Origin of the sequence: Paraburkholderia acidipaludis NBRC 101816, from assembly GCF_000684975.1 — a bacterium.
GTDB lineage: Bacteria > Pseudomonadota > Gammaproteobacteria > Burkholderiales > Burkholderiaceae > Paraburkholderia > Paraburkholderia acidipaludis.
In genome coordinates, this window is sequence record NZ_BAXZ01000006.1 from 299,655 (window position 1) to 324,611 (window position 24,957).

Consider the following 24,957-nt stretch of genomic DNA (forward strand, 5'->3'; position numbering starts at 1 on the left):
GTTTCGCGGCGCGGCGCCAGTCGAAACGCCTCAGACCCTCGTAGCCATGCGCGCGCGCATCATCGCTTCGAACGCCTCCGCGATCTGCTGCACGTAGACGTTCTTGTGCGCGAGTTCGCCGTCAGGGCGCTCGCGATGCACGAGCATGGTCGCGTTCGCCTCGAACACGAAAACGCTGCCATCGGGCAGCACCGTGAAATCCACGCCCGCGTAGTCGAGATCGAGGCGCCGGCCGATGGCGGCGATCGCCGCCGCGCCGCGCTCGCCGAGCGCCGCAACGGGATCGGCAAGAAAGCGCGCCTCTTCTTCGAGCTTCCGGCGCACGCCCTCCATCTCCGCGGAAAAGTAATGCACCATCCAGTGCGGCGAAATCGCGAGATGGTACGGATACGGCACGCGATCCACGAAGGCAATACGGTATTTGCGGCATGAACCGTCGGCGTCGCGCGTGTCGCGAAACGCGCTGACGTAGAACGAGCCCGTTTGCGCGGCGAGCGCGGCTTCGAGCTGGGCCTCGGTGTCGCAACGCACGAGCCCTTCGCCGCCATGCGTCGCGACGGGCCTCACGAGCAGCGGCAGGCGCAGGCCCGCCGCGGCTATGCGCTGCCGCGAGTTGGCGTGCGCTTTGTCCGACGCTGTGTCGTCCGTTGGCCGCGCAAGATCGACGCGTATGCACGGCGCAGTCCGCACATCCTGCAAACCCTGCAGCAACGCCGGCAACCGGTCGCGACGCGTTTCGGCAACGCGTTCCGGCACGTTGAGCAACGGGCGCGTGCAGGTTTGCGCGAACTGCGCGATGCGCGCAAGAAGCGGTTCCGCAATGTCGGGATCGCCCACCGCGTTGAACACGAGATCGAACGGCGGCAGGCCCGCGTCCTCTGCGGGCGGCGCATAGTCGACGGCGTATTTGATGCGTCCGTTGTGCGGCGTGGGCACGAGCAGGTCGAACGGCACGTTGCCCGACGAACGGCCCGCGCACAGCAACAGCACCCGGCGCGACGGCTGCCCCGACGTTTCCACGTAGACGCGCTGCAACGCATAAGCGCGCTCGCGGCAGCGCTGGGCATGATCGTCATTCCCCGCCTTCGCGTGGATCGCCGCGAGGTTTTGCCAGGCGGCGGCCTGCCCGGCGTCGAGACCGAGCGCAAGCTCATACCAGCGCCGGGCGCGCGCATGATCGCCCTTCATGAAGTAGCCGGTCGCGACCATGCCGACGCGCTGGGCGCCCTCGCCAACGATGCCCGCCTTACAGGATTCGAGCGCCTCGGCGGCGATCAGATGCGCGAGCGCGCCCAGTTCGTCGCCGCTCGCGCGTGCGCTCTGCGCCGCTTCGCGCAGCAGCGCGGGCGTGTCCGTGAGGTCCGGAAGCAGCTCGCCGGTCACGGCCGGAAGAGATCGAGCCCAGCGAACGCCACCACGCCGCTCAGCACGATCATGGGAACCGAATGACGACCGAGAAACAAAATGGCTGCCGCGAGCCAGCTGGAAATGAAGAAAGCGCCGATGCGCCGCATGATGAAACTCCGTTACCCTTGATGCGCTGTTGCGCTCAGCCTAGCGTCGTACGCGCGCTGCGCAGCCGCGTGACGGTCTCCACGAACACGTCGCCGCCCAGCGTGCGCTTGAGACGCCCCGTGACGGCCGCGCTCGCGCCGTTGAGCGCCTCGCGTATCGCGAGCGCCTGCGCGGTGGGGACGATCGCCACCTCCCGCCCGTCGCCTTCGGTGCGGCGGCGCTCCACGTAGCCGCGCGCTTCGAGGCCGTCGAGCACGCGCGTAGCCGTGGGCCGTGCAATCGAAAGCAGGTCGGCCAGTTCGCGCTGAAGCAGGCCCGGACGCTCCATCACCGCGCGCAGCATGAAACCCTGCGGCGGCGTGAGATCGAAGCGCTCGAAGGCATCGGCCCATTCACGCTCGAGCCGCCGCGCGAGCGCCGACGTGTTGAAGTAGAGACACTGGTCGAACATGCACGAAGCATACCCTGCTATCGTTAGCTATGCAACCATTTTCGCGCCGGGTCTCGGCATTCCTCGGCGTTTACACCGTCTAGCGCGGCGCACGGAAAAAATGGTACCCAATGAGGGGACGCGCGGCGCCTGACCGCCGCCCTTCGTTCTCCGAGGAAAACCGCCATCGTGACCCCGCCTCTGGAAGCCGCCGACGCCCCCGCGTGGGTGCCCTCGCCCGACACCGTCGCCCGCGCGCGCGTCACCGAATTCACGCAGTGGCTCGCACGCGAGCGCGGCCTGGCGTTCGACGGCTACGACGCGCTATGGCGCTGGTCCGTCGATGATCTCGACGGCTTCTGGTCGGCGCTGTGGGACTGGGCCGACCTGCGCTCGGCCACGCCGCGCGGCAAGCCGCTCGAAAACGCCTCGATGCCCGGCGCGCGCTGGTTTCCGGGCGCCACCCTCAATTACGTCGAACAGGCCTTCCGCCACGCCACGCCCGCGCGCCCCGCCATCGTCTGGCGCAACGAGGCCGGCGAGCACGGCGAACTCGGCTGGGCCGAACTCGAGCGCCAGGTGGCCGCGCTCGCCGCCGCCCTGCGGCAGATGGGCGTGAAGCGCGGCGATCGCGTCGCCGCCTTCATGCCGAACATCCCGCACACCATCGTGGCATTCCTCGCCGCCGCGAGCCTCGGCGCGATCTGGTCGGTCTGCTCGCCCGACATGGGACGGCTGGCCGTGCTCGACCGCTTCCGCCAGATCGAACCCACTGTGCTGATCGCCGTCGACGGCTACCGTTACGGCGGCAAGCCGCACGACCGCCGCGCGCTGCTGGGCGAGCTGCTGGCCGAACTGCCATGCGTGCGCCATGTCGTGCTCGTGCCGTATCTTGACACCGAGCACGATCCCAAGGCCGACGCGGCCGGGATCGTGCGCGGCAACGGTGCGCAAGGCCACGCCTGGGCGGACGCCATCGCCGGCGACGCGGCGCTCGCGCCCGAGCCCGTCCCCTTCGACCAACCGCTCTGGATCGTCTACTCGTCGGGCACGACGGGGCTGCCCAAGCCCATCGTCCATTCGCACGGCGGCATCATGCTCGAGCAGGTCAAGATCGCCGCGCTGCACCTCGACCTGCGGCCCGGCGACCGCTTCAACTGGTTCTCCAGCACGGGCTGGATCATGTGGAACTGCCAGGTGGCCGGCCTGCTCGTGGGCGCCACGCTGTGCCTCTACGACGGCAACCCCGGCTACCCCGACATGGGCGCGCTATGGCGCTTCGTCGGCGACGCGCGGGCCAACTTCTTCGGCGCGGGCGCCGCCTTCTTCCAGGCCTGCCTGAAGGCGGGCGTCGAACCTCGGCAGGAATCCGAACTATCGGCCCTGCGCGCGGTCGGCTCGACCGGTTCGCCGCTCCCGGCAGAAGGCTATCGCTGGATCCTCGATCATGTCGGCGACGTATGGATCGCCGCGATTTCCGGCGGCACCGACTTTGCCGGCTGTTTCGTGGCGGGCGTGCCCACGCTGCCCGTGCGGCTCGGCGAAATGCAGTGCCGGTGCCTGGGCGCCCGCGTCGAAGCATTCGACGACGCGGGCCGGCCGCTCATCGACGAAGTGGGCGAGCTCGTCTGCACGGCGCCCATGCCTTCAATGCCGCTCTACTTCTGGAACGACGCCGGCGACACGCGCTATCGCGACAGCTACTTCGACGTCTGGCCCGGCATCTGGCGCCACGGCGACTGGGTGCGCATCACGGAACGCGGCGGCGCGATCATCTATGGCCGCTCCGACGCAACAATCAACCGCCACGGCATCCGCATGGGCACGAGCGAGCTGTATCGCGCGGTGGAGGACTTGCCCGAGATACTCGACAGCCTCGTCGCCGATCTCGAGTACCTGGGGCGCGAATCGTACATGCCGCTCTTCGTCGTGCTGCGCGAGGGCGCCGTGCTCACGCCCGAGCTGAAGGCGGCGATACGCGAGCGCATCAAGGTCGCGCTCTCGGCACGGCACGTGCCCGACGACGTGTTCCAGATCGACGCGGTGCCGCGCACGCTCTCGGGCAAGAAGATGGAGTTGCCCATCAAGAAGCTCTTGCTGGGGCAGCCGCTCGAAAAGGTCGCGAATCCGGGGACGATGGCCAACCCCGAATCGCTCGCCTGGTTCAGCGAGTTCGCGCGCGAGCTGGCGGCGCGTGGCGGACCCGGCAAACCTGCCGCTTAGCGCTGCCCTCGTGCCTGGCTTTTGGGCCTCGCCAAAGGCCTTGCTCAGGGCGTCGATCATGGCCGTTATTCCGCTATCGGACCCCGGACCTTCGGCGGAAAACGCCCCAGCGTGTAAACTGTCAGGTTTTTGTCTCCCGCAGGTATGGTTCAAGCCCCCCTGCAAGCGGCACTGAGCGGTCCGACCCTCGTTCGCCTGCTTGCTCGTCTGGCCGAAGCCGACGTATCCGAACCGCAGGCGTCCCTCGCCGACCGTCTGAGCCAGTGGCTCGGCTGGACCGACGCGATCGCGCTCTCGACCGCGCTGAGCGCCTCGCCGAACGCCCCGCCGGACCCGTCTCGCGCGGGCGTGGCGCAGGCGCTCGACCGCGAGGATGCCGCGCTCGTCGTGACGGCGCGCAGCGCGCTCACGAAGATGATCACGCGCGCGTGCGCCCCGGCCAACGCGCGGCGCGGCGCGCGCGAAACCGCCGAAGCCCCGGCGCCTGCCGACTTCGCCGAGTTCCGCCAGGACTATCTGTCGATCCAGCAGGCCATGGAGACGGAAATCGGCCAGTTGCGCAAGCGCCTGCGCGCGCTGCTCGCGGCGCGCACGCCAGCGCTCGCGCGCCTCGCGGCCGTGGACGCGATCATGGAGCGCTCGCTCGGCGCGCGCGAACAGCGCCTGCTGGCCTCGGTCCCCGCGCTGCTGGCGACGCACTTCGAGCGCCTGCGCCGCGCCGCGCAGCAGGCGCCCGACGAGGCGCCGGCCGCATCCGGCGCATGGCTTGCCGCGTTCCGCAAGGAAATGCAGAGCGTGCTGCTCGCCGAACTCGACATCCGGTTCCAACCGGTGCAAGGGCTGCTCGCGGCCCTTCGCGCCCGCTAATTCAGCTCCTCATGTCCCGACTTCGTATCGATCTCGTTGTATTCCTCGCAGGTCTCGCCGCCGTCTGCTGGATCGGCTTCGGCTATGTCGCCGGCGCCAATCTGCTCGCGCTCGCCGTCACCTTGTTGATCGGCGCTTGCTACCTCGCGGGCGCGTTCGAGCTATGGCGCTACCGCCAGGCCACGTCCGCCCTCGACGCCGCGCTCGCGGAGCTGGCCACGCCGCCCGCGAAGCTCGGCCTCTGGCTCGACCGGCTGCCCGCCGGCCTGCGCGGCGCGGTGCGCCTGCGCGTGGAAAGCGAACGCACGGCATTGCCCGGCCCCGCGCTCACGCCCTACCTGGTCGGCCTGCTCGTGCTGCTGGGCATGTTCGGCACGCTGCTCGGCATGGTCGCCACGCTCAAGGGCACCGGAACCGCGCTGGAAGGCTCGACCGACCTCGTCGCGATCCGCGCCTCGCTCGCCGCGCCGGTCAAGGGGCTCGCATTCGCCTTCGGCACCTCGATCGCGGGCGTCGCCACCTCGGCGATGCTGGGGCTGCTTTCGGCGCTCTGCCGGCGCGAACGCGGCGAAGCCGCCCAGCGGCTCGATGCGAAGATCGAGACCACCTTGCATGTCTTTTCGAACGCGCACCGCCGCGAGGCAGGCTACGCGCTGATGCAGCGCCAGGCCGAGGCGATGCCGGTCCTCGTCGATCGTCTGCACACCGTCATGCAGACCATCGAACAGCAAAGCCTCGCCATGAACGAACGGCAGATCGCGAGCCAGGCGGCCTTTCTCGGCAAGGCCGAAGCCACCTGGACAGCGCTCGCCGCCTCTGTCGCGCGCTCGCTTCAGGACAGCGCGGCCGGCAGCGCGCGCGCCGCGAGCGCGGCGGTCCTGCCCGCCGTGGAAGCCACGCTCGCGAAGCTCGAGGACGAAGCCGCGGCGCTGCACGGGGCGGTCACGCAAGCGGTCGAGCGCCAGCTGAATACGATCACGTCGAGCCTCGAAGCGTCGACGGCAACGTTCAAGGCCGAGACCCGCGCCTTGCACGAGACCGTCGCTCAGGCAGTGGAACGCCAGTTGAGCACCGTCACGGCGGGCTTCGACGCCACGACGGCCACCCTCAAGGACCAGACCGCCTCGCTGCACGAAACCGTGACGCAGTCGGTCGAGCGCCAGCTAACCGGCATCACGTCCGGCCTCGAAACCACGTCGGCCGCGCTCTCGACGCAATGGCACGAAGCGCTCGCGCAGCATCGCCAGTTGAACGAAACATCGGCAGAGAACCTGCGTGCTTCGCTTGACCGCTACGCCGACGCCTTCGAGCAACGCTCGGCTCAGCTGCTCGATAACGTCGCCACGCGCCTCGGCACGAGCGCGGACGCCGTCGCGCAAACCTGGAACGCCGCGCTCGAACACCATTCGCGCGTAAGCGGACAGCTCGCCGAGGATCACCAGCAAGCCCTCGCCGCCGCGGCCGCGCAGTACGAACAGCACACGGCCGCGCTGCTCCGGGCGGCGGACGAGTCGCACGCCGGTCTCGAGACCAGGCTCACCGCGCGCGAAGCCCAGCGCCTCGACGCCTGGCGCGAGAGCATCGCCGCCATGACGGCGACGCTGCGCGCCCAATGGGACGAAGCGCTCGCCCAGACCGCGAGCCGCCAGCAGGCGATCTGCGAGACGCTCGAACATACCGCCGGCGAAGTCGCGGCCAGCGCCGCGGCCCACTCGCGCGAGACGATCGCCGAAATCGCCCGCCTCGTCGAGGCTGCTTCCGAAGCGCCGCGCGCCGCCGCCGACGTCATCGCCGAACTGCGCCAGAAGCTCTCGGACAGCATGGTTCACGACACCGCGATGCTGGAGGAGCGCAACCGCCTGCTCGCCACGCTCGAAACGCTGCTCGCCGCCGTGAATCACGCCTCGACCGAACAGCGCGGCGCCATCGATTCGCTCGTGACGACCTCGTCCGACCTGCTCGAACGCGTGGGCGCGCGCTTCACCGAGCGCGTCGAAACCGGCACGGGCCGGCTCGACGGCGTCGCCGCGCAGGTGGCGAGCGGCGCGACCGAAGTGGCAAGTCTCGGCGACGCCTTCGGCGCGGCCGTGCAGTCCTTCGGCACATCGAACGAAACGCTCGTGGCGCAGCTGCAGCGCATCGAGGCCGCGCTCGACAAATCCCTCGCGCGCAGCGACGAACAGCTCGCCTACTACGTCACGCAAGCGCGCGAAGTGATCGATTTGAGCCTGCTCTCGCAGAAGCAGATCATGGAAGAGCTGCAGCAGCTGGCGGGTCAACGCACCGAAGCAGGAGCCGACACCGCATGAGCGAGGACTTCATCGACGGCGGCGCGGAGCCGGCCACGCCGGTCTGGGCCGCGTTCAGCGACCTGATGACGGTGCTGCTGGGCGCGTTCGTGCTGATCCTGGTCGCCGTGATCGGCGTGCAGCTCGAGCTTTCGACGAAGCTCGACCAGGCCGTCAAGGAGCGCCAGCTCGAAGCCCAACGCCGCAAGACGCTCGAACAGGCGCTGGCCGGCCCGCTCGCGGCCGGGCGCATCACGCTCGTCAACGGCCGCATCGGCATTAGCGGCAACGTCCTGTTCGCGCTGAACTCCGATCAGCTGCAACCCGAGGGCCGCCAGTTGCTGCAGAGCCTGGCCGGTCCGCTCGCGACCTACCTCAAGGCGCACGACGAGATCCTGATGGTGAGCGGCTTTGCCGACGACCAGCAGGTGCGCGCCGGCAACCGGCGCTTCGCCGACAACTGGGAGCTCTCGGCGCAGCGCGCGCTGACCGTGACGCGCGCCTTCATCGAAGAAGGCGTGCCCGCTTCGTCGGTATTTGCGGCGGCATTCGGATCGGAACAGCCCGTGAGCTCGAACGCCGACGCGGCGGGGCGCGCCAGGAACCGGCGCGTCGAGATCGCGCCCGTCCCGCGCTCGACGGCCGCCGGCGGTGAACGCGGTGAGTGAGGGCCCGACACCGCTGCCGACGCAGCTCGACGCATGGCGCGAGCGCGGCGCCGACCGGCTCGATCCCACGCGCTTTCGCGCGATCGAGGCGCTCGCGCTTCGCGCGGAACGCCACGGCGGCGAAGCGCGCCGTCTGCTCGATGCCAGGCTCTCCGAACTGATGACGGAATATGCGGCGCTCGCCGACGGCACGGACGCGGCGCGCACCTCGCTGCACTCGCCGCGAAGCACGCGCGGCGCGCTGGGCGAACTGGTCGACTACCTCGCGAGCCAGCCGCGCGACGCCGGCAGCGCGGGAGCCCGCGACGCGAACGGGCCGACCGTTGCGCCCGAACTGCTCGACTACTTTCGGGCCACCTGGGCCCGCGTGCGCACGGGCCAGCAATTGCGTGTCGCCGAAATCCTCGTGCCGCAGAACGCCGGCCCGCTCAATTCGAGCAGCCTCGTGCACCGCGCACTCTCGCTCATGCGCGAGCTTTCGCCGGGCTACCTGCAGCAGTTCCTTACCTACGCGGATGCGCTCTCGTGGCTCGAGCAGCTCAATGCCGGCGGCACGGCCCCGGCCAGGGAAGCGCCGCGCGCCGCGAGCGCGAAAAAAGGCACGCGCGGCAAGGCGCGTTAACCCCCGCACCCGCACGCAAGACGGCCTATCGCGTGCATTATTCCGTCCAGGCCACGGCGCGCGCATACGGGAAAAACAAAAAAGAACGAGCGCACGAAAACGTATCGCATCCGCTATGATGCGAAAAAAGCCGCCATGGTCCAGCGGTCGCCCAACCGATTACGGAGACATCCATGCAGATGCGTTGTTTTTGCGTGACCCGCCACGGCCAGCCGCTCGAACTGATGCACGAGGAGATTCCCCAGCCGCGCGGCACCGAAGTGCTCGTGCGCGTGAAGGCCGCCGGCCTGTGCCACTCCGACCTGCATCTCTGGGAGGGCTACTACGATCTGGGCGGCGGCAAGAAGCTCTCGCTCGCCGACCGCGGCATCAAGCTGCCGCTCACGCCCAGCCACGAGATCTGCGGCGAGGTGGTGGCCGCGGGGCCGGACGCCGGCCCCGTGCAGACCGGCATGGTGGCGGTCGTGCATCCGTGGATCGGCTGCGGCCAGTGCGCCGCCTGCCTGCGCGGCGAAGAAAACATCTGCGTGAAGCCGCAGTCGCTCGGCGTCATGCGCGCCGGCGGCTTCGCCGACTACGTGATCGTGCCGCACCCGCGCTATCTCGTCGATCTCGGCGGCCTCGATCCGGTCAAGGCCGCACCGCTCGCCTGCGCGGGCGTGACGACCTATTCGGCCATCCGCAAATTCGGCGGGCGCATCCATGAAACGCCCGTGGTGGTGATCGGCGCGGGCGGCCTCGGCCTCATGGCGATCGAAGTCCTCAAGGCGCTGGGCGGCAAAGGCGCGATCGTCGTGGACGTCGACGCCGGCAAACGCGAAGCCGCGCTGAAGGAAGGGGCGCTCGCGGCCATCGACGCACGCGCGCCCGACGCCGCCACCCAGATCGCCCAGGCCGTGGGCGGCGGCGCGCGCGCGGTGCTCGACCTCGTTGGCGCGACGTCCACCGTGACGCTCGCGCTCGACTCCAGCGCGCGCGGCGGCCACGTGGTGATCGTGGGCCTCATGGGCGGCGACATCACGCTCGCGCTGCCGATCATCCCGATGCGGCCGCTGCGCATCGAAGGCAGCTATGTCGGCACGCTGCCCGAACTGCGCGAGCTCGTTGCGCTGATGCGTGACGGCAAGGTTCGTCCCGCACCGGTGACGAGCCGGCCGCTCACCGAGGTCAACGCCGCACTGCTTGCCCTCCAGGAGGGCAAGGTGGTGGGGCGGCAAGTGCTGATTCCGTGAGCACACGGGAAAATCGTTCGCATCCCTGATCGACTGGCCGCGGTGCGCCTGCAAGGCGCGCCCGCGGCGCTCAAAAACGCTAGTCCCACATGTTGCGAAACGCCACGGCCGCGATCACGGGCACGCAGAGAATCAGCGGAATCGCGAAATAAGGCATCTCCCGGTCGACGACCCAGCTATAGATCAGCCAGCCGATGCCGGCGCCGAGCGTGGCGATGCCCACCAGCGCCGTGAGGGTATTGAGGACCCAGGTAGGCGGCCGCTTGCGTTTGGGTTCGTTTTTCGGTGCGGGTTTCATCTGACGCGCGATGACAGGGTGGGCTGGATCTGGAGGTCCGGTAACGCTTATTTTACTCCGCGCGCCTCGTGCGCCGCACGTTCGCCGCGGCGCCGGACGGCTTTCCCGGCCCTTACCCCGGAGGTAATCGATCCGGCGCGCGCCGCGTCCTATCCTCGTTCCTGCCTGCACATCATTATGTGCACTTCAAGGCACTGAGCCACGCACCAGACACGAGGATCGAAGCCATGACCGCCTATGCCATCGCCCATCTGCACGAAGTCGAAATGTGCCCCGCCATCGTCGAATACCTGGAGAAGATCGACGCAACGCTCGCCCCTTACGGCGGGCGCTTCGTGATTCACGGCGGCCGCGTCGAGCAACTCGAAGGCGCCTTCAAGGGCGACCTGATCGTGATCGAGTTCGAGGACCGCGAGCGCGCGCGCGCCTGGTATCGCTCGGCCGCCTATCAGGCAATCCTGCCGCTACGCACGGAGCACGCCACGGGCGTGGCGTTCCTCATCGACCAGGTGGCGCAACCGCATCGCGCAACGGACGTCCTCGCGGACGTGCCCGGCCTGAGCGATGTGCGCGGCGCGCGCTAAGTCGCGAGGCTCACGCGCGCGGCTCGTCCGCCGCCAGCAGCACGCCTTTCTTGAAGACAAAGCAGCCGTAGCCGCGCGGCTCGCCCGTGGCGATCACGCAGTACGCGCGACGGGCGCGCTCGTAGAAGGCGAAGCGTTCGAGCGGCGCGAACGGCACCTCGCGCCCCTCGAACGCGTTCACTTCGTGCTGCGCCTCGCGCTGCACGGCGGGCAGCGCCTGCGGGTCGCCCACCACCTCCATGCGCAGCGCGGGGTCGTCGACAAAGCTGTCGAGCGGCATGACCGAAAGCACCGCGCGCACGGCCCGCGGCGCATCCACGCCGTCGAGGCGCAGCACGCGGCCCAGCACCGTCTCGCGCGCGACGGAGTCGGCAGGGAAATTGGCGTCGCAGATCACGACTTCGTCGCCGTGGCCCATCGAAGCCAGCGCGTGCAGCACGTCGGCGTTGAGCAGCGGATCGAGATTCTTCAGCACGGTGTCTCCTGGGTAAGGTTCGAAAAACGGTTCGCAAAGCGCCGCCATCGTAACGCGCGCCATGCTCGCGTCACAAGAGCACGCGGCCAGGCAGACAGGCCATGCCGGCCGCGGCAAAGACGTTTGCAAAGGCATATTCATCTCGCGCAAACGTTTGCCCTGGTTTCATAATTCTTTCTTCTTCGGTAAGGAAACTGTGCGCACTCCATCAATCAGAATGGACACGCACATGAGAATACGCCGTTGCGGCGCCTTTCCGGCGACCGCGCTTGCTGCCCCATTGTCCGTTGTTCTCGCAACGATCTCGCTGAGCGCATGCGGTCCCGATGCGGGGCCGTCCACGGCCAGCGCCGGGACACCCGTTCCCGCCGCAGCCGCGCCGGCGCAGACAAACCAGACAGCCCAGACCGCGGCCCCGGGCAACAACACGCCCGCGAGCAGCCCCTATGCGGCCGACGCCGCGCGAGACGCCGTGCCCGGCCAGGCCTCCGCGCCCGTGCAAAGCGTAGAGGCCAGCCTCGCCGCGGACAGCCGGCAGATCGCACCGGTCCTGAGCTACGCGCCGGGCGACACGGATGCCCCCGCCGACGATTCCCGCCGTACCGCAACGACCAGCCAGTAGATCCGCAAACCAGCACGCAAGCCGTTTCGTGGTGTGCGCACGCACACTTCCCGTTCACAAGCAGAAAGGTGATCAACAATGACGTCAACCAGCCGTCGCCGTTTCCTGCAGACCGTCGCGCAGTCGGGCGCCGCCGCCGCCGCGATGACCGTGTTCCCCGAATCGATCCGCAACGCGCTCGCCATACCGGCCTTCTCGCGCACCGGCTCGATCCGCGACGTGGAGCATATCGTCGTGTTCATGCAGGAGAACCGCTCGTTCGACCATTATTTCGGCCATCTGCGCGGCGTGCGCGGCTACAACGACCGCCTGCCGATCCCGCTGCCCGGCGGCCAGCCCGTGTGGTACCAGCCTTCGCAGGAGAACGCCGCCAAGCCCGTGCTGCCGTTCCACCTGAACACGCAGACCACGAGCGCGCAATGCGTGGGCGACCTCGACCACTCGTGGTATCCCACGCACTACGCGATCAACAACGGCCTCTACAACCAGTGGCCGCAGTACAAGACCGACATGACGATGGGCTACTACCTGCGCTCGGACCTTCCGTTCCACTACGCGCTGGCCGATGCGTTCACCGTCTGCGACAACTACTTCTGCTCGCTGGCCGGACCGACGCACCCGAACCGCGCCTACCTGATGACGGGCATGGTCGACCCGAGCGGCACGATGGGCGGCCCGCTCCTCGACAACAACGACTACGTGGACGGCGACGGCCCGCCCGCTTATCAGCTGCTCTCGTGGACGACCTACCCCGAGCGCCTGCAGGCCGCCGGCATCTCGTGGCAGATCTACCAGCAGGGCACGAACGGCAACGACCCGCTGAACGGGAACTACGGCACGAACATCCTGCAGAACTTCGTGAACTTCATCAACGCGCAGCCGGGTTCGGCGCTGTACGAGCGCGCGCAGACCGTGCGCACGATCGCGGACCTGAAGAACGACGTGCTCGCGAACAACCTGCCGCAGGTGTCGTGGCTGCTGCCGCCCGCCGCGTACTCGGAGCACCCGAAGTACACGCCCGCCTACGGCGCCGAATACACCTCGCAGATTCTCGAGGCGCTCACTTCGAACCCCGAAGTCTGGAGCAAGACCGTCCTCTTCATCATGTACGACGAGAACGACGGCTTCTTCGACCATATCGTGCCGCCGCAGCCGGCCACCACCGCGGCGCAGGGCAAGTCGACGGTGAGCGTGGAAGGCGAGATCCACAACGTCGTGAACCCCTACCGCGGCGGCAGCTACACGGCCGACGGCCTGCCTTACGGCCTTGGGCCCCGCGTGCCGATGACCGTGGTCTCGCCGTGGACCAAGGGCGGCTTCGTGTGCTCGCAGGTGTTCGATCACACCTCGGTGATCCGCTTCATCGAGGCGCGTTTCGGCGTGCACGAGCCGAACATCACGGCCTGGCGCCGTGCCGTGTGCGGCGACCTGCTTTCGGCGTTCGACTTCCGCACGCCCGACGCCACGATGCCGGCGCTGCCCGACACGAGCAACTACATCTCGATGGCCAACAACCAGTGCACGGCGAACCCGGCGCCGACCGTGCCGGCCACGCCCGGCCCGATCGATCCGCAGGAGGCGGGCGTGCGCTTTGCCCGCGCGCTGCCCTACGAGCTGCACGTGAACGGCCAGGCAAACGCGGCGAAGAACACGCTGGAAATCACCTTCGCCAGCACCGGCCGCGAAGGCGCGCACTTCTACGTGTACGGCACGAACCGCAGCGACGGCCCGTGGCGCTACACGGTGGAAGCCGGCAAGTCGCTCTCCGACACCTGGGACCTCACCGTGACGAACGGCGTCTATGCGTTCGAAGTCCAGGGCCCGAACGGGTTCGTGCGCCGCTTCGCGGGCACGGTGGCCGCAGCGGCCTCGCAGCAGGGCAGCCAGGGCAACAACCATAAGGGCGGCACGCCGGCGCCGGAAGTCACGGCGCACTACGACGTCGCCAACGGCAACCTGTTCCTGCGCTTTGCGAACACGGGGGGCGGCGTCGCCCGCCTGAACGTGACCGACAACGCCTACGGCGCGCGCGAGCGCAACGTGCTGGTCCCGGCGGGCGGGCGAGTGGAGGAGGCCTGGATCCTCGCGTCGAGCCACCACTGGTACGACCTGACGGTGACGAGCAACGACGACGCGACCTTCCAGCGCCGCTTCGCCGGCCATATCGAGACCGGCCGCCCGAGCATCAGCGACCCGGCCGCCGTGGCGCCGGTGACGCAGCTGAGCTGAAGCGGAGGAGGTTCCGCCTCCTCGCCGGACGTACCCCGCATGCCGGCCAACGGGCCTTCGACCGCGTCGAAGGCCCGTTCTTCTTGCCGGCCGCCAGCAGCGCGCGAGGAGCGGTGGCACAATGGACGGTCCACGTTTCGTCAACATTTCGTCCACGTTTCGCGGCGCCGCACGCAAGCCCTTTACGCGGGCCCCTTGCGCATGCGACCGCCTCCCCCCACCGTTGAACAGGATTGCCCCACCATGACGTCCAGCGCGAAGCCCTACCCGGATACCCAGATCTATGTCGACGGCGCCTGGCGCGCCGGCGCCAGAACGATTCCCGTGGTCGACCCCGCCACCGAGGCCGAAATCGGCCGCCTGAGCCTCGCGAGCGAGCAAGACCTTTCCGACGCGGCCGAAGCCTCGGCGCGCGCGTTCCGCGAATGGCGCAAAGTCTCGGCCTACGAGCGCAGCAAGCTCATGCGCCGCGCCGCGCAACTGCTGCGCGATCGCGCCGACGAAGTCGCCGCGATCATGACGCGCGAACAGGGCAAACCGCTCGCCGAAGCGAAGGTGGAAACGCTCGCGGGCGCCGACGTCATCGACTGGTTCGCCGAAGAAGGCCGCCGCACCTATGGCCGCCTCGTCCCGTCGCGCTCGGAAGCGGTCCGCCAGCTCGTCACGCGCGAGCCCGTGGGTCCGGTCGCGGCCTTCACGCCGTGGAATTTCCCGCTCAACCAGGCCGTGCGCAAGGTGTCCGCGGCCCTGGCCTCGGGCTGTACCGTCGTGCTCAAGGGGCCGGAAGAAACGCCCGCGAGCTGCGCCGCGCTCGTGCAGGTGTTCATCGACGCGGGCCTGCCCGCCGGCGCCCTGAACCTCGTGTTCGGCGTGCCTGCCGAGGTGTCGTCGTACCTGATCGCGCATCCGGCCATCCGCAAGATCTCGTTCACCGGCTCGACGCCGGTGGGCAAGCTGCTGGCCGCGAAGGCCGGCGAGCACATGAAGCGCGTCACGATGGAGCTGGGCGGCCACGCGCCGGCCATCGTGTTCGCCGACGCCGACGTCCCGCGCGCCGCGAAGCTGCTCGCGCTCGCCAAGATCCGCAACGCGGGCCAGGTCTGCATTTCGCCCACGCGCTTCATGGTGGAGGACGCGGCCTATGACGAGTTCGTCGAGCACTTCGTCGCGACGCTGCGCGGCGTGAAGGTGGGCAACGGCCTCACGGAAGGCGTGCAGATGGGGCCGCTCGCGAACGACCGGCGCCTCGCGGCCATGGAGCGGCTCGTGGCCGACGCGCGCGAACAGGGCGCGAAGGTGCTGACGGGCGGCGAGCGCATTGGCCGCGAAGGCTATTTCTTCGCGCCGACCGCGCTCACCGACGTGCCGCTCTCCGCGCGCATCCTCAACGAAGAGCCGTTCGGCCCGCTCGCGCCGATCTCGCGCTTCTCGCGCTACGAAGACGCCATCGCGGAAGCCAACCGCCTGCCGTGGGGCCTCGCCTCGTATGCCTACACGCGCTCGAGCGCCACCTCCGCGGCGCTTTCCGAGGATATCGAAACGGGCATGCTGTCGATCAACCACCACGGCCTCGCGCTGCCCGAAACGCCGTTCGGCGGGGTGAAGGACTCGGGCTACGGCTCCGAAGGCGGCACCGAGGCGATGGAAGCGTATCTCGTCACGAAGTTCGTCACCGAGCATCGTTGATGCGCGAGCGCGCGCCGCGTGTCTTTACAGGCACGCGGCACGCGCCGCAGTCCTTGCCGCGCGGTCCTTGCCGATCAAGGTTCGGGCAGCGCGCGCGGATGTTCCGGCAACCCGTCCGCAATCCGCACCCACGCGAGCTTCTGCGACGTCCACGTATGATGGGCGGGCGCCACCCCGTCGGGGTCATCGAGGCTGCCCGTCGTCACATCCACCTCCTCGGTGAACGTGGCGTGCCGGTAGGTCAGCGGCGTTCCGCACTGTCCGCAGAACGAGCGCTCCACACCGGGACTCGTCGCGACCACGCGGGGGATGCCCACGATGAAACGAAAATCGCCGAGGCGCACGCTCATCCAGGCGGTAAACGGCGCCCCCGACGTGCGCCGGCAATCGGCGCAATGACATACCGTGCAGTCGACAGGCTCACCCGTGATTTCATAGCGAATCTGTCCGCAGAAACAGCCACCGGTCAGCATGGTTTCCTCCCTGGCCAGACGAGGCGTGCACCTCGCCGGCTCATGTGTACAGTTCATCGAAAGCCTTCGATGACTATCCTGCACACGCAAGCGGCACACGCAAGCGCCATGCCGCCCCTGCGAATGGGGATGGAATAGATCCGCGGGTTCGCTGTTCACCCGGTATCGGCCACACGGCCTTCCACGGGACCGACCATGTCATTCCTTTCCCTTTACGGCCCGGTGAGCGCCGCGCCGCGGCGCGGAGCACGGCCATGAACCGCGCACCGATCTGCGTTCCGTGCCGCCTCGCGGCCATCGCCGCGGTGGTCGCGGGCGCGGCCGGCGCCTTCGCATGGACCGCGGGATGGCTCACGCCTCACCGCGTGAACGCACCCCGGTTCGTCAACACCTTCGAAACGAACTACGGCATCCACCCGGGCTTCAGGCGCAATCACGCCAAAGGATTGTGCGTGGCGGGCTGGTTCGAGAGCAACGGCAACGGCGCGAGCGTCTCGCGCGCCGAGGTCTTCGCGCCGGGCCGCACGCCTGTTATAGGGCGCTTCGCGATTCCGGGCAGCAATCCGTCCGCGCCCGACGCCAGCACGCCGGTACGCAGCATGGCGCTGCTGTTCCAGCAGCAAGACGGCGAGCAGTGGCGCACGGGCATGAACTCGACACCCGTGTTCGCCGTGCACACGCCGCTGCAGTTCCTGCAGCAGCTCGTGGCCGCGCGGCCCGACCCGGCCACCGGCAAGCCGGACGCAGCGAAGCTGGACGCGTTCTACCGCGCGAACCCGGATACGCTGCCGTTCCGCCAATGGGTCAAGGCCCACCCAAGCGCGTCGAGCTTCGCGAACACCACGTTCTACAGCATCAATGCGTTCGTCGCGACCGACGCGAACGGGCGGCAGCACGCGATCCGCTGGGAAACGGTGCCCGAAACACCGTACGCGCCGCAAACGGCCGGGCAGAAAGCCCAGCCCGATTTCCTCGCCGGCGACCTCGCCGCGCGCCTCGCCCAGGGACCGCTGCGCTGGCACCTCGTGATCACGGTCGCGCAGCCCGGCGACCCCACCGACAATGCGACCGAGGCATGGCCCGCCGACCGCCCGCGCATCGACGCGGGCACGCTGGTGCTGCAAAGCGCGTCGCCGCAGAGCGACGGCGCGTGCCGCGACGTCAACTACGATCCGACGATTCTCCCCGCCGGCCTCGCACCCTCCCGCGATCCGCTGCTCGCGGCGCGCTCGGCCGCCTATGCCGTTTCGTACAACCGCCGCACGCGCGAAATCGCGCAAGGCGCCCAATCGAAAGAAAATTCGCAAGGCAAATCCCAGGGAGACCCGCAGCCATGAAGCCGCCCCGCCGCCATTTCAGCGCGCCTTCGCGCCTCCTGCACTGGACCATGGCAGTCCTTATCATCACGATGCTGTTCGTGGGCGTGGGCATGGTTTCCACCGTCTCGCGGCTGCACCTCGCGCTCGTCGCGCTGCATCGCCCGCTAGGCATTGCATTGCTCGTGCTCGTGATCGTGCGCGCCGGCATGCGCCTCGCTTACGGCGCGCCCCCGCTACCCGACGACCTTCCGGGCTGGCAACGCCTGGGCGCCCACGGCTCGCATCTCGCGCTTTACGGGCTGATGGTGGCCATGCCGCTCGTGGGCTGGTCCATGTTGTCCGCCGGAGGCTTTCCGGTCGTGATAGCGGGCAGCTTCCATCTGCCGCCCATCGTGCCGCGCAACGTCACGCTCTATGCGGTTCTGCGCACGGCTCATACGTGGCTCGCTTTCCTGCTCTTTGCGACCGTGCTGCTGCATCTGGGCGCCGCGCTCTTTCATGCGTGGATCCGGCGCGACGGCGTGATGGCGAGCATGGCGCGCGGCGAACGGCGCGCGTGAAGGCGAACTGGCGTTCGCGCCGCGAGCCTCGCAACCGGGCTGGCGGCGCGTCCCGCCTTAACCCGGCGTGGCGGGCTTCCAGCCCAGCCCCAGGCTCTTCTGCAGCGAAACGAAGTCCTTGAGCAGTTCGGCCTGCCCCGCCACCACGTCCTGCTGGGAGAGGAATTCGGCGCGCTGCGTGTCGAGCAGATCGACAAGACTCGAGGTGCCCGCCCGGTAGCGTTCGCGCATGAGCGTCGCGGAACGCTGCGCCGAAGCCTGCACCTGCTCCAGCGTCGCGAGATGCTCGCGCTGATAGCCGTAGCGCGAAAGGGACGCATTGGCGTCCTGCAGCGCCGCGAGCACGGCCTTTTCATAACGCGCCTCGGCTTCGTCGCGCGAGGCCTCGGCGCCATGCACGGCACCCAGCGTGCGGCCGAAGTCGAACAGGTTCCACTGCAGATAAGGCGCGCCCACCCAGCTGAAATTGCTCTTGCGCATCAGGTGACCGGGATCCGCCGCCGTGAAGCCGAGATCGCCGAACAGCGTGAGCTTGGGCAAAAAGTCGGCGATATGCTCGCCGATCTGCGCATTGCTCGACGCGAGGCGGCGCTCCGCGGCGCGAATGTCCGGGCGTTGCGCCAGCATGGCCGAAGGATCGCTCACCGGCACCGATGCGGGCATGGCAGGCAGCGGCTGCGGCGCCGCGAGCTCCGCGTCGAGCGCGCCCGGCGCCTTGCCTGTGAGCACCGCCAGCTGGTCGAGCGAAATTTCGATCTGGGCCGCCAGCGGCGTGATGGTCGAACGCGTGTTCTCCACCTGCGTCGTCAATCGCTCGACGTCGACTTCGGCCGCCGTGCCGCCCGCGCGGCGCTGCTCGGTGAGCGTGAGCATCTGCTGCTGCAGCTCGGCCGTGCGCTGCGCGATGGCAAGACGCTGCTGCTGGTCGCGCAGATCGATATACGCCTGCGCGACTTCCGCCGCGAGCGAGACCTGGGCGTCGGCGAGATCGGCATCGACCGCATCGGCCTCGTCGCTCGCGGCCTCGATCGCGCGGCGCGTGCCGCCGAACAGGTCGATCTCCCATGTGGCGTCGAAGCCCGCCGTATAGAACTGCAGCGGACCGCCTCCGCTCGATCCGCCCTGCGAGGAGAACGCGCCGAGATTCGGCTCGCGCATGCGCACCGCCGCGGCGTCGGCCGACACCTTCGGCAGTTCGTTTGCGCGCTGCTGCTGAAGCTGCGCCCGCGATTCGCGCAGGCGCGCCTGCGCCGCGCGCAGATCCGGGTTATGCGCGAAGGCCGCGGCGATCAGCGCATTCAGTTGCGGATCGTTCAGCGCAAGCCACCATGCGTCGGGCGCGGGCACCGGCACGAAGCCCTTCGCAGGCGTGCGCACGAAGGTGGTGGCGCTGGCGGCCTCCGGTGCGACCGCGGGCGCGCCGCGGTAGTCGGGGCCAACCGTGCAGGCCGCGAGCACGCAGGCGGCAGCGATGACCGTCAGCGGCACAAGCGCGCGCGGTGAGAAGCAGAAACGGGAGAAGCGGAATGCCGTCATGAGAGCGGAAAGGAAACGTCAGTGGCCGGCGGACGGCGCCTTTGCGCCGGGCTGGGGCTTCTTGAGCAGGAGCGCGAGCGGAATGCAGGCGGCCAGTGCAATGGCGAGCACGAAAAATGTTTCGGAATACGTGATAACCATCGCTTGCTGCTGGATCTGCGCGGCGATCTGGCCGAGCGAGCGCATCTGCGAATAGGCCATGTCACCGGTCTGCGCGAACCAGTTGGCAGCGTTCGCGGCCACGCGGTCCTGCCCGATCAGCGAGTTTGCGCTGACGGAATCGCGCAGCATGGCCGTATGGAAGGTCTCGCGCCGGTCGATCAGCGTGCCGATGATGGCGAGCCCGACCGAACCGCCCAGGTTGCGCGCCATGTTGTAAAGACCGGCCGCGTCGCCCGAGTCTTCGCGCGCGACCGCCGCCATCGAAGCCTGATTGAGCGGCATCATCGCGAGCACCTGGGCGCCGCCGCGTATCAGCTGCGACCAGACGAAATCGTGGCCGACGCTCTGCGCCGTGAGCGAGATGTCGAGCAGGCAGGAGAACGAGAACAGCATGAGCCCGCCCACCACGAGCACGCGAAAATCCATCTTGCCGAGCAGGCGCGGCAGGATCGGCATCATGAGGAAGGCAGGCAGGCCCGAGAGCAGCATGATGCCGCCCGACTGCTCCGCGTTGTAGCCCGCAACGAGGCTCAGAAACTGCGGCAGCAGATACGAAATGCCGTAAAGACCCGCGCCCACCGCGAAAACGATGACGATCACGCTTGCATAGCGCAGATTGCGCATGAGCGAGAGCCGCAGGATGGGCTTTTTCGCCGTGAACTGCGAAATCGCGATCAACGCCATGCCGGCGAGCGAAACCCAGGTTAGCGTGACGATCGTGCTGGACTCGAACCACTGCTCGCGCTGCCCCTCTTCCAGCACGACGGTGAGCGAGCTCAGGCCGATCGCCAGGCCCACGATGCCGAGCCAGTCGGCCTTGAAGAAGGCCTCCCAGTGCGGACGGTCGGGCTCGAGCCCCACCACCAGCAGCGTGATCAGCGCGAGGCACACGGGCAGGTTGATGAAGAAACACCAGCTCCAGCTGATGTTCTCGGCCAGCCACCCGCCTACCACCGGCCCGAGCAGCGGCCCCAGCAGCACGATCAGGCCGAACACCGTCATGCCCACGGGCAGTTGCGAAAGCGGCAGCCGCGTGCGGATGATGGTCTGCCCGGTGGGGATCATCGCGCCGCCCGTGAAGCCCTGGCCGATGCGCCCGGCAATCATCGCGGGCAGCGTGTGCGACCAGCCGCACATCATCGAGAACGCGATAAAGAGCGCCGAATTCGTGAGCAGGAAATTTCGCAGTCCGAATACACGCGTGAGCCACGCGGCCAGCGGGATCATCACGATCTCGGACATCAGATAGCCCGTGGAGATCCACGTGCCCTCGGTGCCGGTCGCGCCGATCTCGCCCTGGATCTGCGGCAGCGCCGAGTTCGTGATCGAGATGTCGAGCGTCGCCATCAGCGCGCCGAGCGCGCCCGCGGCCACGGCGATCCAGTCGGCCGCGCTCGCGCGCTCGCCGTGCGGATGCGGCCCGGCCGGCGCGGAATGGGCGGAAGCCTCAGCCACGATGGTTCTCGGTGTCGATGCGGCGGTCGTCGTCGCGGGCCGAGCGCGTGTCCACGTCCACGGTCACCGACATGCCCGGCAGCAGCAGCTTGCGCGTTTGCGGCCCGGTGTCGATGCGGATGCGCACCGGCACGCGCTGCACGATCTTCGTGAAGTTGCCGGTGGCGTTCTCGGGCGGCAGCAGCGCGAACTGCGAGCCCGTGCCCGGCGAGAAGCTGTCCACCACGCCGTGCAGCGTGTGGTCCGGCAGCGCGTCCACATGCAGTTCCACAGGCTGGCCCACGCGCATGCGGCCGATCTGCGTTTCCTTGAAGTTGGCTTCGAGATAGGTGCTCTGCACGGGCACGACGGTCAGCATGCGCGTGCCGGGCTGGACGTACTGGCCCACGCGCACCGTGCGGTCGCCCACGCGCCCGTCGAGCGCGCTCTTCACGACCGTGTTGTCGAGATCGAGCTTCGACTGCGCCGCATTCGCACGCGCCGCCTCGAGTTGCGCGCGCGCCTGCGCGAGCTCCGCCGTGAGCGCGCCGATCTGCGAACGCGCGGCATCCACGGCGGCCCCGTCGGCCGCCAGCGTGGCCTGCGCCTGGTCGCGCGTGCTGGTGAGCTCGGCGAGCCGCTCCGTGGTTTCCGCACCGGTCGCGGCGAGCGGCGTGTAGCGCGCCACCTCGTCGCGCGCATGGCGCAGGCTCACGCGCGCCACCTGCTCCTGCGCCTCGGCCTGCGCGATGTTCGCGTGCTGCTGGTCGATCTGCGCCTGCGCGTGCTGGATGTCGGCCTCGCGCGCGTCCACCGTGGCGGCGGACTGATCGAGCGATACCTGGTATTGCCGCGCGTCGAGCTTCACGAGCGGATCGCCGGCCTTCACCGCCTGGTTGTCGGCCACGTACACGTCGGTCACGTAGCCGCTCACTTTCGGCGCGATCGTCACGCTGTCGGCCTGCAGATAAGCGTCGTCGGTCGTTTCGATGAAGCGGCCGACCAGCCACCAGTGCCCGAGCCAGACCGCGCCGGCCACGAGAGCGACCAGCGCCATGCCGATCAGAAACATTCGCTTCGCTCCGCCTCGCGTGGGCGTGATCACTTCGTCCGCCACTTCGCGCCCCGGCGCGCCTGCCGTTGTTGACATGTCTTCGGTCCAAATTATTCCAATCGGAATAATTATTCCATTCGGAAAAATTGTGTCAAGTGATATATTTCGAAATGAGCTTGAAGGGGAGTTATGAGCGAGAGCAAGAGACTGCGCCGCCCGCCGGAGGGCGGCTACGCACGCGGCGACGAAACGCGCCGCAAGATCATCGAGGCCGCGATCGGTCTGTTCGGCCAGCACGGTTTCGACGGCGCCTCCACGCGCGAGATCGCCGCGCGGGCGGGGGTCAACGCGCCGGCGCTGCAGTACTACTTCGAGAACAAGGAAGGGCTTTACCGCGCCTGCGCGGAATGGATCGCCGACGAATCGTGGCGCGCGTTCGAGCCGGCCGTGCTGCATGCCCGCAAAGTGCTGGCGGGCAAAGGCAGCGACGCGGCGCTCATCGACGCCTTCCTCCGCCTTCAGTCGGCCGTGGCCGACCGGACTTTCGTCAAGCACACCGAACCGGACGCGCGGCTCTTCTTCGCGCGCGAGCAAGGCGGCGGCGAGCCGGAGATCGGCTCCGAGGTTCTGCGCGAACGCGTGCGCGACCCGCTCAACAACGTGAACCAGGAACTGCTCGAACGCCTGACCGGCATCCCCGCCGACGACCCGCGCACCACCGTGCGCCTGCTGAGCCTGTACGGGCAATTCCTGCTCTTTCATCTCGCGCGGCGCACGACGCTCGCGAAGCTCCAATGGGACGACATCGACGCGGAGAAAGCCGAGTTCATCAAGGCCAATGTCCGCGAGCAGACCCTGGTGCTGCTCGCGCACTGGATCCGCGAGCGCGACGCCGCGCGGCGCGCCTGATCCATCCCTGGCCGTCCAGAACCGTGCGCAAACCGGGCGTCGCGCCTTGGCCATTGGCCTCTCGCGCCGCGACGGCGTCGCCACCGCGTTCGGCATGGGCGCGGGCGCGATCTGCTTCGCGGGCATCGCGCTCGCCGGACGGCGTTCGGCAGCAATCATCGCGGCGCCTTCGGCGCGCATGTGCGCCGAAGGCGCGGGTCTCGCCGTGCTGCCCTGTCCTCTCGGCGATGCGACGCCGGGCATTCGGCGGATCGATTTGGGCGAAGCGCCGCCGGGCCGCGATGTCTGGCTGGGCTATCACCGCGACTTGCGTCGTGTCGCCCGGTTGCGCGCGCTGCTGGATGCCACGATCGACGCGCTGGCGAATGTTTGAGCGAGGCGAGCCGGCCGTGCCGGACGTGGCCGCGCAAAATCCCCCCTTGACAATCTACCTTCCAGTAGATAAAGTTGAGTACATGGAAACGAAATCGACCGTCCGCGAACAGATTCTGGACCACGCCATCACGCTGATGATGCTGCGCGGCTACAACGGGTTCAGCTATCGCGACCTCTCCAGCCTGGTTGGCGTGAAGACGTCGAGCATCCATTACTATTTCCCGTCGAAGGACGATCTGGTGCTCGAAGCGGTTCATCAGTACAGCGGTGAAGTCATGGCGAGTTTGCAGGCGATCAGCCCGCACCTCTCCGCCGAGGCGAAGCTTGCGGCCTACACGAAGCTGTTCGGCAAGACGCTCGGCGACGGCAACCAGATCTGCCTGTGCGGCATGCTGGCCGCCGATATCGAGTCGCTGCCCGAAAACATTCGCGAAGCGATCCAGGCGTTTTTCCGCGCCAACGAAAGCTGGCTCGCCAGGGTGCTGGCGGCGGGTGCGGCCGAAGGCACGCTCGTCGCCAACGGCAGTCCGGAAAGCGCGGCGCGCACGCTGTTCGCGGCGCTGCAGGGCAGCGTGGTGGCGAGCCGGCTGTTTCACACCAGGTCGCGGCTCGAAGACGTGAGCGCGATGTGGAAAAAGGCCGCCTGAGGGCAGCCGGAAAATCGGAATCGAGGCGGGTGGCCGCCTCTTTTCAGGCAGTAAAATCTATCTTCCAATAGATAGCTTCAAGATGAGCCTCATGAAGGCGTCGATCCGTGCACCCCGGTCTGCAGGCACATCGCCTGCGCCGGCCGCGCAACGACTCGCGGGATTCACGTCCGGCGACTACCCTTCCTAAGGATCAGCGCAGCAGTCCACCTCAACCGCAGTACCCAACCGGAGTCTGTCATGTCGATCGAAAAGGTTCTCTACACCGCCCACGCCCATGTCACCGGAGGCCGCGACGGCCGCGCCGAGGTGCCCGCCAGCCACCTCGACCTCAAGCTGACCACGCCGCGCGAGCTGGGCGGCGCGGGCGGCGACGGCACGAACCCCGAGCAGCTGTTCGCCGCGGGCTACAGCGCGTGCTTCATCGGCGCGATGAAATTCGTCGCGGCACGCGACAAGATCGCGCTTCCGGCCGACGTTGCCGTGGACGGCAGCGTGGGGATCGGCCAGATTCCGAACGGCTTCGGCATCGAGGTCGAGCTGAAGATCTCCCTGCCGGGCATGGACCGCGCCGAGGCTCAAGCGCTCGTCGACAAGGCCCATATCGTGTGCCCGTATTCGAACGCCACGCGCGGCAACATCGACGTCACGCTCACGATCGCCTGAAGCGTCGTCGCAACGGGGTGCGGGCCGGGTGCCGGCCTCGCGGCCCGTCGCCTCTGCCCCCGCAGCCGGTTCGCGCGAACCGG

General features: G+C 68.5%; 24 protein-coding genes and 1 pseudogene. 16 read left to right on the forward strand and 9 right to left on the reverse strand.

The genetic code is table 11. The features are described 5' to 3' along the window. Positions 1-30 precede the first annotated feature (30 nt). From BAC01S_RS30870 to BAC01S_RS10190, 3 genes are read right to left on the reverse strand one after another with little or no spacing between them, the layout of a single operon-like run. Complete coding sequence (locus BAC01S_RS30870) at positions 31-1,383, reverse strand: hypothetical protein (protein WP_052408727.1); 1,353 nt, start codon at positions 1,381-1,383, stop codon at positions 31-33. Continuing rightward, positions 1,380-1,514, reverse strand: coding sequence for a hypothetical protein (locus BAC01S_RS35785; RefSeq protein WP_027794674.1), 135 nt, complete (start codon positions 1,512-1,514; stop codon positions 1,380-1,382). Before BAC01S_RS35785 ends, BAC01S_RS30870 begins: the two co-directional genes overlap by 4 nt. A 35-nt stretch (positions 1,515-1,549) precedes the next feature. Beyond that, positions 1,550-1,966, reverse strand: a complete 417-nt coding sequence (locus BAC01S_RS10190; RefSeq protein ID WP_027794675.1) for a MarR family winged helix-turn-helix transcriptional regulator — start codon at positions 1,964-1,966, stop codon at positions 1,550-1,552. Between the two features lie 168 nt (positions 1,967-2,134). Between BAC01S_RS10190 and BAC01S_RS10195 the strand changes: the two genes are divergently transcribed. From BAC01S_RS10195 to BAC01S_RS10220, 6 genes are all read left to right on the forward strand, one after another. Then, on the forward strand, positions 2,135-4,168 hold the full coding sequence (locus BAC01S_RS10195) for an acetoacetate--CoA ligase (RefSeq protein WP_407667917.1): 2,034 nt from the start codon (positions 2,135-2,137) through the stop codon (positions 4,166-4,168). Positions 4,169-4,312: 144 nt separating this feature from the next. Further along, complete coding sequence (locus BAC01S_RS10200) at positions 4,313-5,035, forward strand: DUF3348 domain-containing protein (protein ID WP_027794677.1); 723 nt, start codon at positions 4,313-4,315, stop codon at positions 5,033-5,035. A gap of 11 nt (positions 5,036-5,046) precedes the next feature. Further along, positions 5,047-7,344, forward strand: a complete 2,298-nt coding sequence (locus tag BAC01S_RS10205; protein WP_027794678.1) for a DUF802 domain-containing protein — start codon at positions 5,047-5,049, stop codon at positions 7,342-7,344. Then, positions 7,341-7,991, forward strand: a complete 651-nt coding sequence (locus BAC01S_RS10210; RefSeq protein WP_027794679.1) for an OmpA family protein — start codon at positions 7,341-7,343, stop codon at positions 7,989-7,991. Before BAC01S_RS10205 ends, BAC01S_RS10210 begins: the two co-directional genes overlap by 4 nt. After that, entirely contained in the window at positions 7,984-8,613 is a 630-nt protein-coding gene (locus tag BAC01S_RS10215) for a DUF2894 domain-containing protein (protein ID WP_027794680.1), read from the forward strand. The genes BAC01S_RS10210 and BAC01S_RS10215 overlap by 8 nt, the downstream gene beginning before the upstream one ends. Positions 8,614-8,792: 179 nt before the next feature. Further along, positions 8,793-9,845 carry an alcohol dehydrogenase gene (locus BAC01S_RS10220; protein WP_027794681.1) on the forward strand — a complete coding sequence of 351 codons (1,053 nt, stop codon included), beginning with the start codon at positions 8,793-8,795 and terminating at the stop codon, positions 9,843-9,845. A gap of 79 nt (positions 9,846-9,924) precedes the next feature. On the opposite strand, the gene BAC01S_RS10225 is transcribed toward BAC01S_RS10220, so the two are convergent. Beyond that, on the reverse strand, positions 9,925-10,143 hold the full coding sequence (locus tag BAC01S_RS10225; protein WP_027794682.1) for a hypothetical protein: 219 nt from the start codon (positions 10,141-10,143) through the stop codon (positions 9,925-9,927). A 227-nt stretch (positions 10,144-10,370) separates the two neighbouring features. On the opposite strand from BAC01S_RS10225, the gene BAC01S_RS30875 reads away from it, so the two are divergent. Further along, positions 10,371-10,727, forward strand: a complete 357-nt coding sequence (locus BAC01S_RS30875; RefSeq protein WP_043201755.1) for a DUF1330 domain-containing protein — start codon at positions 10,371-10,373, stop codon at positions 10,725-10,727. Positions 10,728-10,737: 10 nt separating this feature from the next. On the opposite strand, the gene BAC01S_RS10235 is transcribed toward BAC01S_RS30875, so the two are convergent. Next, positions 10,738-11,202: an RbsD/FucU family protein gene (locus BAC01S_RS10235; protein ID WP_027794683.1), complete on the reverse strand. Its 465-nt coding sequence runs from the start codon at positions 11,200-11,202 to the stop codon at positions 10,738-10,740. Positions 11,203-11,431: 229 nt separating this feature from the next. Here BAC01S_RS10235 and BAC01S_RS10240 point away from each other — a divergent pair, with 229 nt between their 5' ends. From BAC01S_RS10240 to BAC01S_RS10250, 3 genes are all read left to right on the forward strand, one after another. Next, positions 11,432-11,824, forward strand: a complete 393-nt coding sequence (locus BAC01S_RS10240; protein WP_043201839.1) for a hypothetical protein — start codon at positions 11,432-11,434, stop codon at positions 11,822-11,824. 78 nt (positions 11,825-11,902) lie between these two features. Further along, positions 11,903-14,053, forward strand: coding sequence for a phosphocholine-specific phospholipase C (locus BAC01S_RS10245; RefSeq protein ID WP_027794685.1), 2,151 nt, complete (start codon positions 11,903-11,905; stop codon positions 14,051-14,053). A gap of 243 nt (positions 14,054-14,296) precedes the next feature. Continuing rightward, positions 14,297-15,739 carry an NAD-dependent succinate-semialdehyde dehydrogenase gene (locus BAC01S_RS10250; RefSeq protein WP_027794686.1) on the forward strand — a complete coding sequence of 481 codons (1,443 nt, stop codon included), beginning with the start codon at positions 14,297-14,299 and terminating at the stop codon, positions 15,737-15,739. Between the two features lie 74 nt (positions 15,740-15,813). Here BAC01S_RS10250 and BAC01S_RS10255 read toward each other — a convergent pair whose 3' ends face one another. After that, a complete protein-coding gene (locus BAC01S_RS10255; RefSeq protein ID WP_043201758.1) occupies positions 15,814-16,212 on the reverse strand; it encodes a GFA family protein in 399 nt (132 codons plus the stop codon). Positions 16,213-16,466: 254 nt separating this feature from the next. On the opposite strand from BAC01S_RS10255, the gene BAC01S_RS30880 reads away from it, so the two are divergent. Next, on the forward strand, positions 16,467-17,549 hold the full coding sequence (locus tag BAC01S_RS30880; protein ID WP_043201761.1) for a catalase family peroxidase: 1,083 nt from the start codon (positions 16,467-16,469) through the stop codon (positions 17,547-17,549). Beyond that, positions 17,546-18,091 (forward strand): cytochrome b, encoded by a 546-nt coding sequence (locus tag BAC01S_RS10265; protein ID WP_027794688.1) that lies wholly within the window; start codon positions 17,546-17,548, stop codon positions 18,089-18,091. The genes BAC01S_RS30880 and BAC01S_RS10265 overlap by 4 nt, the downstream gene beginning before the upstream one ends. A 57-nt stretch (positions 18,092-18,148) precedes the next feature. On the opposite strand, the gene BAC01S_RS10270 is transcribed toward BAC01S_RS10265, so the two are convergent. Genes BAC01S_RS10270 through BAC01S_RS10280 form a run of 3 tightly spaced genes read right to left on the reverse strand, consistent with a single transcriptional unit; the run spans position 18,149 to position 22,373 of the window. After that, entirely contained in the window at positions 18,149-19,627 is a 1,479-nt protein-coding gene (locus BAC01S_RS10270) for an efflux transporter outer membrane subunit (RefSeq protein WP_043201764.1), read from the reverse strand. Between the two features lie 18 nt (positions 19,628-19,645). Beyond that, a complete protein-coding gene (locus tag BAC01S_RS10275) occupies positions 19,646-21,244 on the reverse strand; it encodes an MDR family MFS transporter (protein ID WP_027794690.1) in 1,599 nt (532 codons plus the stop codon). Next, positions 21,237-22,373, reverse strand: a complete 1,137-nt coding sequence (locus tag BAC01S_RS10280) for an HlyD family secretion protein (RefSeq protein ID WP_027794691.1) — start codon at positions 22,371-22,373, stop codon at positions 21,237-21,239. The genes BAC01S_RS10275 and BAC01S_RS10280 overlap by 8 nt, the downstream gene beginning before the upstream one ends. Positions 22,374-22,466: 93 nt before the next feature. Here BAC01S_RS10280 and BAC01S_RS30885 point away from each other — a divergent pair, with 93 nt between their 5' ends. The 4 genes and pseudogenes from BAC01S_RS30885 (at position 22,467) to BAC01S_RS10300 (ending at position 24,874) form a co-directional block, all read left to right on the forward strand. Beyond that, positions 22,467-23,186 (forward strand): CerR family C-terminal domain-containing protein, encoded by a 720-nt coding sequence (locus BAC01S_RS30885; protein ID WP_043201767.1) that lies wholly within the window; start codon positions 22,467-22,469, stop codon positions 23,184-23,186. A gap of 141 nt (positions 23,187-23,327) precedes the next feature. Beyond that, a pseudogene (locus BAC01S_RS33790) lies at positions 23,328-23,559 on the forward strand (LysR substrate-binding domain-containing protein); the annotation flags it as partial. 82 nt (positions 23,560-23,641) lie between these two features. Continuing rightward, positions 23,642-24,208: a TetR/AcrR family transcriptional regulator gene (locus BAC01S_RS10295; protein WP_027794693.1), complete on the forward strand. Its 567-nt coding sequence runs from the start codon at positions 23,642-23,644 to the stop codon at positions 24,206-24,208. A gap of 240 nt (positions 24,209-24,448) precedes the next feature. Beyond that, positions 24,449-24,874, forward strand: a complete 426-nt coding sequence (locus BAC01S_RS10300) for an organic hydroperoxide resistance protein (RefSeq protein ID WP_027794694.1) — start codon at positions 24,449-24,451, stop codon at positions 24,872-24,874. Positions 24,875-24,957: the final 83 nt, after the last annotated feature.

Excerpts from the sequence above, each read along its gene's own strand:
- BAC01S_RS10300 (WP_027794694.1), top strand. The coding sequence starts at position 24,449 with ATGTCGATCGAAAAGGTTCTCTACACCGCCCACGCCCATGTCACCGGA.
- BAC01S_RS35785 (WP_027794674.1), bottom strand. The coding sequence starts at position 1,514 with ATGCGGCGCATCGGCGCTTTCTTCATTTCCAGCTGGCTCGCGGCAGCC.
- BAC01S_RS10255 (WP_043201758.1), bottom strand. The coding sequence starts at position 16,212 with ATGCTGACCGGTGGCTGTTTCTGCGGACAGATTCGCTATGAAATCACG.
- BAC01S_RS10250 (WP_027794686.1), top strand. The coding sequence starts at position 14,297 with ATGACGTCCAGCGCGAAGCCCTACCCGGATACCCAGATCTATGTCGAC.
- BAC01S_RS10220 (WP_027794681.1), top strand. The coding sequence starts at position 8,793 with ATGCGTTGTTTTTGCGTGACCCGCCACGGCCAGCCGCTCGAACTGATG.
- BAC01S_RS10270 (WP_043201764.1), bottom strand. The coding sequence starts at position 19,627 with ATGACGGCATTCCGCTTCTCCCGTTTCTGCTTCTCACCGCGCGCGCTT.
- BAC01S_RS10190 (WP_027794675.1), bottom strand. The coding sequence starts at position 1,966 with ATGTTCGACCAGTGTCTCTACTTCAACACGTCGGCGCTCGCGCGGCGG.
- BAC01S_RS10205 (WP_027794678.1), top strand. The coding sequence starts at position 5,047 with ATGTCCCGACTTCGTATCGATCTCGTTGTATTCCTCGCAGGTCTCGCC.
- BAC01S_RS30880 (WP_043201761.1), top strand. The coding sequence starts at position 16,467 with ATGAACCGCGCACCGATCTGCGTTCCGTGCCGCCTCGCGGCCATCGCC.
- BAC01S_RS10210 (WP_027794679.1), top strand. The coding sequence starts at position 7,341 with ATGAGCGAGGACTTCATCGACGGCGGCGCGGAGCCGGCCACGCCGGTC.
- BAC01S_RS30885 (WP_043201767.1), top strand. The coding sequence starts at position 22,467 with ATGAGCGAGAGCAAGAGACTGCGCCGCCCGCCGGAGGGCGGCTACGCA.
- BAC01S_RS10225 (WP_027794682.1), bottom strand. The coding sequence starts at position 10,143 with ATGAAACCCGCACCGAAAAACGAACCCAAACGCAAGCGGCCGCCTACC.
- BAC01S_RS10295 (WP_027794693.1), top strand. The coding sequence starts at position 23,642 with ATGGAAACGAAATCGACCGTCCGCGAACAGATTCTGGACCACGCCATC.
- BAC01S_RS10280 (WP_027794691.1), bottom strand. The coding sequence starts at position 22,373 with ATGTCAACAACGGCAGGCGCGCCGGGGCGCGAAGTGGCGGACGAAGTG.
- BAC01S_RS10200 (WP_027794677.1), top strand. The coding sequence starts at position 4,313 with ATGGTTCAAGCCCCCCTGCAAGCGGCACTGAGCGGTCCGACCCTCGTT.
- BAC01S_RS10245 (WP_027794685.1), top strand. The coding sequence starts at position 11,903 with ATGACGTCAACCAGCCGTCGCCGTTTCCTGCAGACCGTCGCGCAGTCG.
- BAC01S_RS30875 (WP_043201755.1), top strand. The coding sequence starts at position 10,371 with ATGACCGCCTATGCCATCGCCCATCTGCACGAAGTCGAAATGTGCCCC.
- BAC01S_RS10240 (WP_043201839.1), top strand. The coding sequence starts at position 11,432 with ATGAGAATACGCCGTTGCGGCGCCTTTCCGGCGACCGCGCTTGCTGCC.
- BAC01S_RS10265 (WP_027794688.1), top strand. The coding sequence starts at position 17,546 with ATGAAGCCGCCCCGCCGCCATTTCAGCGCGCCTTCGCGCCTCCTGCAC.